Origin of the sequence: Pedobacter cryoconitis, from assembly GCF_014200605.1 — a bacterium.
In the GTDB taxonomy this organism is placed as follows: Bacteria; Bacteroidota; Bacteroidia; order Sphingobacteriales; family Sphingobacteriaceae; genus Pedobacter; species Pedobacter cryoconitis_B.
Window position 1 is genome coordinate 132,847 of sequence record NZ_JACHCE010000011.1, and the last position, 11,490, is coordinate 144,336.

An 11,490-nucleotide genomic window follows, 5' to 3' on the forward strand; every position below is an offset into this window, starting at 1 on the left:
ATTATTTACATTGTGCTAATAATGCTTTTGCAGATTCTGCTCCCCAGTTAGGTTCTATAGTATTTACGGGCTTAAATATAGCAAATTTTGCTACTGCAGATTCTAAAATTGGTTTAGCTTTTTCTTTTCCGCCACCAAAAGCCTCAGGTGTGTAAAAGGTATCCTGTCCTTTGATTAAGTAAATACGTGGGTTTTCAGGATTCAGTGCTATTGCCTTTTCCAGGGATTCAGCAGAATTACCCATAAAATACATTCTTGATCTTGGGTCTACGCTCATTTTCATAAATTCAAGGGCACCTTTAAGGGCATAGATTTCACTGTTATTTGCTGACAGGGCATTAGCTTTATCAATTTCCTGCAGTGCTTTGTCCCAGTACTGATCTTTCAGCTCTTTACTGGCAGTATTATACCCGGCGTAGAGGTTACAGTAAGCTGAGTAATAAGAAGGTATCCATTCTTTGGTCTCTACTGCTGCTATACGTTCAAAATAGTTTTCTGCTTTTAAATAGTCTTCGCCTCCTTTAGCTGCCGCAACCATATCGAGACCTGTTTTTATGGCCTGCGAGAATTTCGGGTTAACATTTTGAGCAAAGCTGTTTAAGCTAATTAAAACAAGGATTAATGTAATTGATTTTGTTAAATTTTTCATGTTGATTTGTTTTTATATATATGATATTCAGATTTATATTTTTAGCGTACAAAGGTGTCATCGCCGATAGTGATCATTATTCCTATCAGGAAATCTCTTTTTGCTGCCGGCACGATCGGTTGTCTGTTTAACCCGTTTGCGCTATATTGATAACCATAGACCTGGTTAAATCCGGGTACATTGTTTATGTTCAGGTAAAGCACTGAGAACTGCTTCAGGACATGAGTCAGGTAGCTGACGTTTAAGCTCAGGCTGTTATAGGTTTGAGTTTTATCGGCCAGGTAAACCGGGTTATTTGGATTAACGTATGGTCTGCCGGAAGCGAATGAATAGGTTCCGCCAAATTGAGTATGCAGCGATTCAATGAAGTGTTTGTAGACTACAGAAACTGTATGTTTAGCGGCGAAAGTAGGGGTGGCCATCATTGGAAAGTCTCTGAAATCTCTTTTGGTATCTAAGAAGGAGTAGGATAACCAGTAATCTGCATTTTTGATGCTCTTTTTATCTCTCCAGAATAGCTCGAAGCCTTGTGCATAACCGCTGCCAGTATTAGTTGGATCACCGTTACTTATTTTAGTCAGGCGGTTATAGTCTTTATAGTACCCTTCAATTCTAAAATTACGGTCTGTTGTGTTGATCTCGTACTTAAGGATATAGTGATCGGCATGCTCAAATCCTAAGGGTTTGATAATAAGGTATTCATCTTCAGGGTTCTGATAAAAGCGCCCATAAGCGAAAGAAAGTTGTGAATGTACACTTGTTTTTAAGCCAAGAGATGTTCTTGGAGCCAGGTTGTATTTTTGCAGGTAAGAGGAGTATTCAGCCCTCATGCCTAAGCGTACAACAATCTTGTTGGTTAAGAACAAATCAGTTTCAGCAAATCCAGAACTTATCTGGTCATTATACTTTCTTGACAGGCCGTTCAGGCTTTCCAGTCTGCCGGTATTGAATGTCTCTGCACCAAATTTGAAGTTTGATAATTGTCCGAATGATTTAGTCAGTGTAGCTTTACCTTCGGTCAGATGATCTGTACGGCTGTAATCGTTAACTGTCATCAAACCTGCGTCGCGGTCTTTGTTATAAGCAAATCCTGTTTCCAGTTTCCATCTGTTGCCAAAGTATTCTTTGTAAGTAGAATTGATATAGATATTAAGGTTATGGTTACTGAAATATTTTGGGACAGCGGGTGTGTCAATATTAGCACTGTATAAGGCTAATTGTGTACGGCTGTAAGAGGCATAGACTTTAAACATTCCTGTTTCGGAGGTTTTTAATTTATACTGGAAATTACCGCCAAGCATTTCAGGTGGTTTTGTATAATCGTGCTGCTGTTTGATAAGACTATAGGCAGGCGAAAGGTTATAGTAATAACCGCCAGCAGTGATTGAGCTGTTTTTGAATCTTATATTTTGATCAACACCTGCGCCAACTGATAATATTGATATGCCTGTTGTGGTTTTTTCTGGCAGGTCGGTACTTTCTAAAACCAATGCTGAGGATAGGGCCTGGCCGTATTGTGCAGAATATCCACCAGCAGAAAAAGAGGTCCCCTTAAATAAAAATGGTGATAAACGGCCTCTGGATGCCTGATCGGGAACAGTGGCATTAAAAGGGCTCTTAACAAGCATTCCATCAAAATAGGTCTTTGTTTCAGCAGCTGTACCACCCCTTACAAAAAGCCCGCTTTCGGAAAAAGAAGTCTGTGCACCTGGTAAAGTTTGCATTGCGGCGAATATGTCTGCACGGGAGCCCGCAATGGTGGCAATATCCAGTGAACTTAATATCGCTCCCTTTTTTCCGTCACCGGCGATAAAGGAACCTGCGCTGATACTTACAGTTTGAAGTTGATTTAGTGCTTCTTTAATCGTCAGGTTGATCGTTATGTTTCCACTTCCCATATTAATCTGCACAGAATCTTTCTCAAAATTAAGTGCAGAATATTGTAATAGTCCTGCACCTGTTTCGTTAGTTATAAAGGCGAATCTTCCGGTGCTATCTGTAGAAGTGCCGTCATAACTATTTTTTAAACTAATATTGGCATTGGCAACAGGTGTACCTTTGATAGTTTTAAGCACACCTGATATTTTGGTTTGTGCTTTCGCAAACATGAAAAAGAAAAGGAAGAAGAGTGTTAATTTAATAGGTTGCATAGCGTTTGTCTTTAATTATAGGACGAATATGGCCTGTAATCGGGCGGATACAATGGTAAAGCCGACGAGTGGTAGTATGTATAGGATGAGTGGTGTTCTTTTGCTAAAAATCACTAAATTCCGACGCTATTATATGATTACCTAAATACGGACCCCTATGGAAAAAGAGACATTAAGTTTTAAATATCAGCTGGAAAAAAAAGAACCCAGATTAGGGCCGGGAGGGATTACCCGCGGTGCTTCAGTGCATGATTTTCCAGTTTCAAAAGGCATAGCAGGTGTTTCTATGCGTCTGGAACCTGGCGGTATGCGTGAATTACACTGGCATGCTAATGCTGCTGAATGGGCCTATGTATTGACAGGAAATTGCCGTACTACAATTATACATCCGGATGGAACATTATATACCGATACATTTGGTCCCGGCGATACCTGGTATTTTCCTAAAGGTTATGGACACTCTATTCAGGGAATTGGTCCGGGAGAGTGCCATTTTATCCTGATTTTTGATAATGGTGATTTTTCTGAAGACCATACGTTCAGTGTAACCGACTTTATTGCCAGTATGCCTAAAGATATCGTAGCACAAAATCTGGGGATTTCTTTGGCTGAAGTGGATCTGTTACCTAAAAAGGAGGTGTATTTCTCGTTGGGGGAAGTTCCTGACGATTCATCCTTTACTTCTGCATTGCGTCCCTATTCTGAATTATTGAGTAAACACAGATATCCGCTGGAAGCACAACAGCCCAGAAGGATACCAGGAGGCGGAACACAAAAGCTGGTCACTTCTGTTGAATTTCCAATCAGTACGACCATTTCAGGATCAATTATTGAATTGCAGCCGGGGGCTTTGAGAGAAATGCACTGGCATCCTAATGCTGATGAATGGCAGTATTATATTTCCGGAACGGCAGAAATGAGTGTTTTCCTGGCTGAAGGCACTGCTGTTACTGAGCAGTTTGAAACCGGAGATGTAGGTTATGTACCTATGGGAGCCGGACATTATATTAAAAATACAGGTACAACTGTTTGCCGGGTATTGATCGGATTTAATAGCGGACATTATCAGGCTATTGATTTAAGTGAGTGGCTGGCCTCAAATCCTGCAGCTTTAATCAGGGGAAATTTTGGAATTAGTGAAGAACTTGCCAGGAAATTCCCATCAGAAACAATCTTCATCAAAGCAAATTCTTAAAAATAAAATAGACAACACACATCAATGGAATATACTAAAAACTACACGGTAAAAGATGAACATATAGATGTTCAGGAAATAATGGACGGTTTATATTATCCGTTTTACATGGAATACTGCAGACATGACTATATAAGAGAAGTCCTGGGATTTGATTTTAAAGAAGAGGCAGAAAAAGGGATATTCATGGTTCTGTCAGGTTATAAAATCAGTTTTTTAAGGTCTCTTAAAAAGGGTGACAATTTTTCTGTGACCTGTGTCCTGTATAAGGATAAGGCTGGTTTGCCACGCTTACATTTCAAACAGGCAATTATGCTGAATGGTAAAGTCATGACAAAAGCAACTTTTACAGGGACATGTATTCCGGCATCTGGTGGAAGACCATATCTACCGGAATCTATCACTGAAAAAATTGCTGATGCTCCTGTATTAGAGGAAGAAGTTTAGTAATTGACCTTTTATTTGGTTCAGGGAGTTTTAATTATAGCCTGACTATAGTATTTCTTTCTGAACCAAAAAGCAAGGTTAACCAGTGCAATAAGTGCTGGTACTTCTACTAAAGGACCAATTACTCCGGTAAAGGCCTGACCTGAGTTGATACCGAAAACACCAATGGCAACGGCAATAGCTAACTCAAAATTATTACCTGTAGCGGTAAAGGCTATGGCAGTGCTTCTGGAGTAATCAGCACCAAAATATTTACCGGCAAAAAAACTAAGCGTAAACATTAGGGAGAAATAGATCACTAATGGTATCGCAATGCGTATAACGTCAAATGGGATCTGCACAATTAAACTCCCCTTAAGACTAAACATAATTACGATAGTAAATAATAAGGCGATCAGCGTAATGGGTGAGATTAAAGGAATGAACTTTTTCTGAAACCATTCTTCACCTTTAAGCCAAATTAGTGTATATCTGCTGATTATGCCTGATGCAAATGGAATTCCGAGATAAATGGCGACGCTTTCTGCAATTTTTGCGATAGTTATATTTACCTCTAAACCTTTAAGCCCAAAATATGGAGGTAATACTGTAATAAATATATAGGCAAAAACGCTATATAATAAAACTTGAAAGATGCTGTTTAAAGCAATCAGACCTGCAGCATATTCTCTGTTCCCATCTGCAAGTTCATTCCAGACTACGACCATAGCAATACACCGCGCCAGACCAATTAAGATCAGCCCAATCATATACTCTGGGTAGTCTCTTAAAAAAGTGATAGCTAAAAAGAACATTAAAAAGGGGCCAATTACCCAGTTTAAAATGAGGGAGATGCTTAAGACTCTGGTGTCTTTAAATACTTCCCCCATTTTCTCATATTTAACTTTCGCTAGTGGGGGATACATCATCAGAATGAGGCCAATGGCTAAAGGAACATTTGTTGTACCGCTGGAAAACGAGTTGATAAAACCAGAGGATGAGGGAATAAAATACCCGGTTCCAATCCCTGCAGCCATTGCAAGAAAGATCCATAAAGTTAAATAGCGGTCTAAGAAACTCAGTTTCTTTCTGTCACTGACGGGGGTACAATGGTTAGCACTCATGGTATTGCAATTTCTATGGATGAAGGTTTTCTGTGACAAATGTTAAAGAGTAGTCTTTGATCAGCTCGCGTACTTTTCTGAATTCGTTCATGATTTCTTCGTCAGTTCCTGTAGCTTTTGCTGGATCAGGAAAATTATAATGGAATTTTATAGCCTGGGTAGGAAAATAAGGACAACTCTCTTTTGCATGGTCACAAACTGTGATTAAGTAATCAAAATCAATGCTGGTATATTCATTGATATGATTTGATGTGTGTGAGGAAATGTCTATTCCAATTTCATTCATTATTTGAATTGCTTTTGGATTTACACCATGAGTTTCAATCCCGGCACTATAGATTTCTGCCTGATCACCAGCAAAATATCTTAAAAATCCTTCAGCTAATTGACTGCCGCAGCTGTTGCCCGTACATAATACTAATATTTTTTTCATATTGTTTTTTTTAGCAGCATCCAGAATCAGGTGTGCAGGACTGACCCTCATCAGCCAGGTTGAATAATTGAAATTTTGGTTTTTCAGCTACTGATTCGTTTTTAGTTTCGGGTGTACAGCATTCTTCTCCCGAAGCGGTTGTACCACAGCTTCCACCTCTTCCAATGGCTTTACATTGTGTGAAATCGGGGTTGAGATGAACAATCAGGTTTTCACCTTCTATGGTAATATTACCCGGATACATTTGTCTGGTATCATAAGCTGAATTGCCAAATTCTATTTTGACTACGCCCAAAGGGTTAAGAGGTAAAGATTTCTCAACCAGATTAACAATGGATAGTGCTTTACTGACCTGCATCGCTCTTTCACTTTCCTGAATTTCAGGTTCCCATAATTGTATAATAATTTCTGTCCATGAATTCATTACGCCACCACAATCAACAGATACAATAGGTGCCTGTTTGATTTCAGTGATGTGATAAGATGCATCTACCTTTTTATCTGCTGCATACTGAAATTGTAAGATCAGCTCAGGATTTTGCTGTAATGTTGTTTTAAAGTCTTGCCAGTTAGTTAATTCTGTTGTGTTCATAATATTGCAATTTAACGATTGATTCGGGTAAAAAAAGGTTAGCAACAGTTTGCTTCGCCTTTATAAGATCCAAGAAAAGCTCCTAGTTGTAATTCTAATTGTTTCCATACTATTGGATTGATGCAATAGCATACGCTAACACCTTCAATTGTCCCTTGTATGATGCCTGCATTTTTAAGCTCTTTCAAATGCTGAGAAATTGTCGCCTGTGCTAAACCCAGTTCTTCAACTAAGTCACCACAAATGCAAGTATTTGATTTCAATATCCTCTGCAGGATTGCAATACGAGCCGGATGTGCCATTGCTTTTAACAATTGCGACAATTGATTTTGCTCGTCTGTGAATATCTCTGTTTTTGTAAGTCCCATAATTATATTGCAATATTACGATAAGTCTTGTTATTATCCAAATAACTTTGTATAATAATTTGTTATTGCCTGATCTTTAGGGATTAAAATAGAATGCAGTTTCCCGTTTGATCTCCTTTAAAACGAAACTGCTGCTTAACGTAGAGATATTAGACAAAGAGGAAAGGTGGGTAACCACAAAAGTATGGTAGTCATCAACATCATCTACTACGATCTTTAGTAAGTAATCCTGTCCACCAGCGATACATAATACTTCCAGTACTTCTTTAAAACGGATAACGGCCTCTTCAAAATTTTTTAACGTTTCTATAGACTGCTCTTTTAAGGTCACAGTACAGAGTACGAGTAAGTGTTTACCCAGTTTTTCCCGGTTAACCAAGGCTACGTACTTTTCGATATATCCTTCAGTTTTGAGCCTTTTAATACGTTCATGAGTGGGAGAAACACTCAGTCCAATTTGTTGAGCGATGTCTTTTGTACTTAACGAAGAATCTTTTTGGAGAATATTTAATATGCGGGTATCAAGCTTATCTAATTTGTCAGTCATTGTATTTTACTGAAATTGGATTCAGTAAGAGGCAAATATGAGGTTTTTTACTGTATAATTGTTCTTAAACAGTTGTTTTTCCCGAATTTGATTTAATCAAAGAAAATATTATGGTATGTATCTAATTTTGAAGAATTAAATACCATATATATAGACCACCAAATGAAAACACAATTGAACACCCAGGATAACGATCGCCTGAGTACTTATATGAAAATGGCTGAGGAACGCTCAAAATATTTTATTGGATATCCTATTGCACAGGATTTCGATTATTCTGAGTTATATCCGCTGCTTAAATTGCCATTGAATAATGTAGGGGATCCATGGGTAGAGTCTACTTATGATCTGAACTCCCGTTCTCTGGAATTGGAAGTGTTGGAATTCTTTGCTGAATTATTCAATGCACCGGCAAAGAACTGGTGGGGCTACGTAACTAATGGTGGTTCTGAAGGTAACTTATATGGTTTATATGTTGCAAGAGAATTATATCCTAATGGTATTGTTTACTACTCGGAAGCGACACATTATAGTGTGCAAAAGAATATTCAATTACTTAATCTGCGTAGTATTGTTATCAGAACGCAGCAAAATGGTGAAATGGATTATGAGGATCTGAATGCAATGGTGCAGATGCACCGCGATCAGCCTGTAATTATTCTTGCAAATATCGGTACTACGATGATGGAAGCTAAGGATGATTTACAGCAGATCCAGCAGATTTTGAGAAGACAGGCTATTAAAAATCATTATATCCACTGTGATGCCGCTTTAGCAGGCACATACAGTGCTTTGCTTGATCTTAAACCAGGATTTGATTTTGATAATGGTACTGATAGTATGGCTATCAGCGGGCATAAATTTATTGGTTCACCTATTCCTTGCGGATTGGTGCTGGTCAAAAAGAATTATAAAGACAGAATAGGAAAGGCTATTCCCTATATCGGTACTGTAGATACAACGATCACGGGAAGCCGTAATGGTCACAGCCCTGTTTTTATGTGGTATGCAATTAAGAAATTAGGTAAAGAAGGACTGAAACAGCGTGCGCTTGAATGTTTGGAAATAGCAGCCTACACGGTTAAAAGTATGAATGCTATTGGTGTTAAGGCATGGACTAATCCATCTGCGCTAACAGTTGTATTTCCTGCACCTTCAATTGCACTGAGACAAAAATGGCAGATTGCTACCGAAGACGGCAATAGCCATGTAATTTGTATGCCTGGTGTAAGTAAGGAACAAATCGATCACTTTGTGGCAGATTTAAAAGAAGACCTGGTCGCGAAAGCACCGGTTATAGGTTAATAAATAGTTGATTCATGGGGCAAAGTATTGCATGCTTTGCCCTTGTTTTTTAATTTTTATGAGGCTGCAGGTTTAGTTTCATCGTTACCCGGCCTGCGATAAACAAGAACTTCTCTTTTACCTTCTTCACCATTCTTTTTCTTCATTTTTTGTCTGGTAACTATGAGTTTTTTCTGATCCGCCAGGTAAGTCAGTTTTTGAGAAATCTGTTTACTGCTTATATGCTGATTGTCTTCTTTGCAAGCTTCTTTTACCTGCCAGACGTATACTGGTTTCTCAAATAGTGTGGTGTTTATCATACGATCTAAATAATAAGAATTTTTCATTGCGGCTTTAGTTTCAATAAAATATTCTGGATTATCTGCATAGAGTTCGTAAAATTCAAGCAGTGCAGCAGATTTTCTGAGCTGTGCGGGGATCTCAAAGTTGAGATTCAGAATTTGGGCGCCTTGTAGTTTAAACCCCGCGCCAATTTTATCGGCGGTTTCTCCTGTAATATTTCTGGTTCCATTAAGCAGCGCATACAGGTGGCTGTCTGAAATTTTAGTGAACTCAGCCAGGCCAGTTCTTTCTAAACCGGCTATTTGCATGATTCTGAGCAAACGTGCCCTGATTGCGCTGTTGTAATCAGATGTGTTTTTATCATCCATTCTCAAATGGAATAAATAAATAGTCCTAAAAATTATTCAAATAATTTGTATCCTAATTTTATAGTCGTATATTTACTATATGATTTTACTTAAGTAGAAATTCTAATGATATAGAAAGACATAATGATAAATATTTTGAAATACTTTATTTTTGAGGTATTGGTGTCAAGGGTCTCATTTATATACCTGGTTTAAAATACCAGGAGAGATGATAGATCATACACCTATTATATTCCACTAAATTGCATTTCAGGCTGTGTTTTTGCTGGCCTGGTAATTAATGCATCTGCTGTTGAGCCCCTAATCGGGTTAATCCGGATGAAAGACTCTTTTGTATTATTCAAATATAAATGAGTGTCATGGATACGCATAATTAATTTAAACATCTGTTACAGTAAATCCATATGGTTATTATGGGTTTAATATTGACTCGTTTATTTATTCAAATAAGCCTGATGGGCTTGCTTTCTTAAAATTCTGGTAAACTTTAAATAAATCCTTCAAATGAATGTAAAAAATGTCAAAATTATTGAACCTCCTGATTGATGGTTTATAAATGGCTTAATAGCCATTGAATTGAACTGTTAAGTTTCTCTATCCTGAACCGGGGATAGGGTTATCAACCAACTATAAACCTTAATTAACGAAATCATAATGAAAAAAATAACGATAAATATCGTAATGGCTATGCTATGCCTGATTTTTAATAGCTACGCACAACAAAATAAAGTTGCTGACCCAAAGGGAAACGGGCTGCAAATAGGACAGAAGATTCCTGATGTGATGCTCAAAAATATACACAACTATAAAGCAAAAACAGCTAAAATTTCAGATTTCGAAGGAAAGCTGCTGATCCTGGACTTCTGGGCAACCTGGTGTTCTCCATGTATAGCTATGTTACCAAAAATGGATTTGATGCAACGTAAATTTGATGGAAAGCTACAGTTTCTATCTGTTACTTATCAGGCTGAGAAAGAGATAATACCTTTCCTGACACGCTTTACCGAAAAGCAGAAAGCTGGATTTACGATCCCATCAGTTATTGAAGATCATGATCTTAATCTTTTGTTTCCTCATCAGCAGTTGCCCCATTATGTATGGATAGGACCAGACGGGATAGTCCAGGCGATAACCAGTGATGAAGAAATAAATGAAGCTAATATTACAGCAAGCTTAAGTGGTAAAACTATGAAGAAACTTGCTGTAAAAGTTGATATGGTGAGTAAAGCACCCTATGACCGTGAAAAACCTCTTTTAATTAACAACAATGGTGGTGATGGGCAGAATCTGATCTATCATTCCATATTTGCTGGCTTTAGTGAAAATCTTGGAGGAGGTGGATCTTCTGGTGTTATTACTAGTGAAAAAGGGAAGCAGCTAGTGATATTCAATAGTAGTATTCCGTGGTTTTATAAAGATGCCTATGGGGACGGAACTATGAAATTCTCCAATAACAACAGAGTCAGGTTTGAGGTCAGAGAACTTGACAAACTGATTTGTGGTATGGAAGGTGCACCTGCATTGGAATGGATGAAAAAAGGGAACGTATTCAGTTATGAATTATTTGTTCCCAATTATATGTCTGATCAACTCTTTCAGTTGATGAAAGAAGATTTAAAGCGGATTTTTCCTCAGTATACAGCAAAAGTAGAATTACTAAAGGTAAAATGTATGGCATTGACCCGGACTAATCGGGTTGATAAAATTAAAACAAAAGATCCTTTAGCTAAACCAGCTATAGACTTCAACCCGGCAGGAATGAAGCTTGTTAATGTTCCGATAAGTGCTTTTGTTGATCAAATGCAATCTTTCTATCAGCAAAGTTATCCAATGCCGATCATAGATGAAACCCAATACAAAGATAAGGTTGACCTGTTGATTAAAAGTAGTTTAGGAAATATGGATGATGTTAATGCAGCACTCAGAGAATACGGACTAGAGTTTAAAGAAGTAGAGAGAAAGATCGAAATGCTGGTGATCAGTGATACTAAAGGTAAGCCTGGATCAGATAAGAAAGAAGGTAAAAAGCTAGTTAATTAAACAGTGGTAAG

General features: G+C 37.9%; 13 protein-coding genes. 4 read left to right on the forward strand and 9 right to left on the reverse strand.

The features are described from left to right. Position 1: 1 nt before the first annotated feature. On the reverse strand, positions 2–649 hold the full coding sequence (locus HDE68_RS24195; RefSeq protein WP_183884904.1) for a tetratricopeptide repeat protein: 648 nt from the start codon (positions 647–649) through the stop codon (positions 2–4). A 41-nt stretch (positions 650–690) separates the two neighbouring features. Continuing rightward, positions 691–2,799, reverse strand: a complete 2,109-nt coding sequence (locus HDE68_RS24200) for a carboxypeptidase-like regulatory domain-containing protein (RefSeq protein ID WP_183884906.1) — start codon at positions 2,797–2,799, stop codon at positions 691–693. A gap of 157 nt (positions 2,800–2,956) precedes the next feature. Here HDE68_RS24200 and HDE68_RS24205 point away from each other — a divergent pair, with 157 nt between their 5' ends. Continuing rightward, a complete protein-coding gene (locus tag HDE68_RS24205) occupies positions 2,957–3,994 on the forward strand; it encodes a cupin domain-containing protein (protein ID WP_183884908.1) in 1,038 nt (345 codons plus the stop codon). Positions 3,995–4,018: 24 nt separating this feature from the next. After that, complete coding sequence (locus tag HDE68_RS24210) at positions 4,019–4,441, forward strand: acyl-CoA thioesterase (RefSeq protein ID WP_183884910.1); 423 nt, start codon at positions 4,019–4,021, stop codon at positions 4,439–4,441. A gap of 20 nt (positions 4,442–4,461) precedes the next feature. Here the strand turns inward: HDE68_RS24210 and arsB are convergent, their stop codons facing one another. The 5 genes from arsB to HDE68_RS24235 form a co-directional block, all read right to left on the reverse strand. Further along, entirely contained in the window at positions 4,462–5,544 is a 1,083-nt protein-coding gene (arsB, locus tag HDE68_RS24215; protein ID WP_183884912.1) for an ACR3 family arsenite efflux transporter, read from the reverse strand. Positions 5,545–5,557: 13 nt separating this feature from the next. Then, the gene (locus HDE68_RS24220) at positions 5,558–5,977 is read right to left on the reverse strand and encodes an arsenate reductase ArsC (RefSeq protein WP_183884914.1); all 420 of its coding nucleotides are present in this window, start codon (positions 5,975–5,977) and stop codon (positions 5,558–5,560) included. A gap of 10 nt (positions 5,978–5,987) precedes the next feature. Continuing rightward, positions 5,988–6,569 carry a DUF6428 family protein gene (locus HDE68_RS24225; RefSeq protein WP_183884916.1) on the reverse strand — a complete coding sequence of 194 codons (582 nt, stop codon included), beginning with the start codon at positions 6,567–6,569 and terminating at the stop codon, positions 5,988–5,990. A 38-nt stretch (positions 6,570–6,607) separates the two neighbouring features. Continuing rightward, a complete protein-coding gene (locus HDE68_RS24230; protein WP_183884918.1) occupies positions 6,608–6,937 on the reverse strand; it encodes an ArsR/SmtB family transcription factor in 330 nt (109 codons plus the stop codon). A gap of 76 nt (positions 6,938–7,013) precedes the next feature. After that, positions 7,014–7,484 (reverse strand): Lrp/AsnC family transcriptional regulator, encoded by a 471-nt coding sequence (locus HDE68_RS24235; protein WP_183884920.1) that lies wholly within the window; start codon positions 7,482–7,484, stop codon positions 7,014–7,016. 162 nt (positions 7,485–7,646) lie between these two features. On the opposite strand from HDE68_RS24235, the gene HDE68_RS24240 reads away from it, so the two are divergent. Next, positions 7,647–8,789: a histidine decarboxylase gene (locus HDE68_RS24240; RefSeq protein WP_183884922.1), complete on the forward strand. Its 1,143-nt coding sequence runs from the start codon at positions 7,647–7,649 to the stop codon at positions 8,787–8,789. Positions 8,790–8,845: 56 nt separating this feature from the next. Here HDE68_RS24240 and HDE68_RS24245 read toward each other — a convergent pair whose 3' ends face one another. Both HDE68_RS24245 and HDE68_RS24250 read right to left on the reverse strand, forming a co-directional pair. Next, positions 8,846–9,439: a hypothetical protein gene (locus HDE68_RS24245; protein ID WP_183884924.1), complete on the reverse strand. Its 594-nt coding sequence runs from the start codon at positions 9,437–9,439 to the stop codon at positions 8,846–8,848. 227 nt (positions 9,440–9,666) lie between these two features. Continuing rightward, a complete protein-coding gene (locus HDE68_RS24250; protein WP_183884926.1) occupies positions 9,667–9,825 on the reverse strand; it encodes a hypothetical protein in 159 nt (52 codons plus the stop codon). Between the two features lie 268 nt (positions 9,826–10,093). Between HDE68_RS24250 and HDE68_RS24255 the strand changes: the two genes are divergently transcribed. After that, the gene (locus HDE68_RS24255; RefSeq protein ID WP_183884928.1) at positions 10,094–11,479 is read left to right on the forward strand and encodes a TlpA family protein disulfide reductase; all 1,386 of its coding nucleotides are present in this window, start codon (positions 10,094–10,096) and stop codon (positions 11,477–11,479) included. The last annotated feature ends 11 nt before the right edge of the window (positions 11,480–11,490 follow it).

Coding starts and splice junctions, on each gene's coding strand:
- HDE68_RS24195 (WP_183884904.1), bottom strand. CDS start 649: ATGAAAAATTTAACAAAATCAATTACATTAATCCTTGTTTTAATTAGC.
- HDE68_RS24200 (WP_183884906.1), bottom strand. CDS start 2,799: ATGCAACCTATTAAATTAACACTCTTCTTCCTTTTCTTTTTCATGTTT.
- HDE68_RS24205 (WP_183884908.1), top strand. CDS start 2,957: ATGGAAAAAGAGACATTAAGTTTTAAATATCAGCTGGAAAAAAAAGAA.
- HDE68_RS24210 (WP_183884910.1), top strand. CDS start 4,019: ATGGAATATACTAAAAACTACACGGTAAAAGATGAACATATAGATGTT.
- arsB (WP_183884912.1), bottom strand. CDS start 5,544: ATGAGTGCTAACCATTGTACCCCCGTCAGTGACAGAAAGAAACTGAGT.
- HDE68_RS24220 (WP_183884914.1), bottom strand. CDS start 5,977: ATGAAAAAAATATTAGTATTATGTACGGGCAACAGCTGCGGCAGTCAA.
- HDE68_RS24225 (WP_183884916.1), bottom strand. CDS start 6,569: ATGAACACAACAGAATTAACTAACTGGCAAGACTTTAAAACAACATTA.
- HDE68_RS24230 (WP_183884918.1), bottom strand. CDS start 6,937: ATGGGACTTACAAAAACAGAGATATTCACAGACGAGCAAAATCAATTG.
- HDE68_RS24235 (WP_183884920.1), bottom strand. CDS start 7,484: ATGACTGACAAATTAGATAAGCTTGATACCCGCATATTAAATATTCTC.
- HDE68_RS24240 (WP_183884922.1), top strand. CDS start 7,647: ATGAAAACACAATTGAACACCCAGGATAACGATCGCCTGAGTACTTAT.
- HDE68_RS24245 (WP_183884924.1), bottom strand. CDS start 9,439: ATGGATGATAAAAACACATCTGATTACAACAGCGCAATCAGGGCACGT.
- HDE68_RS24250 (WP_183884926.1), bottom strand. CDS start 9,825: ATGTTTAAATTAATTATGCGTATCCATGACACTCATTTATATTTGAAT.
- HDE68_RS24255 (WP_183884928.1), top strand. CDS start 10,094: ATGAAAAAAATAACGATAAATATCGTAATGGCTATGCTATGCCTGATT.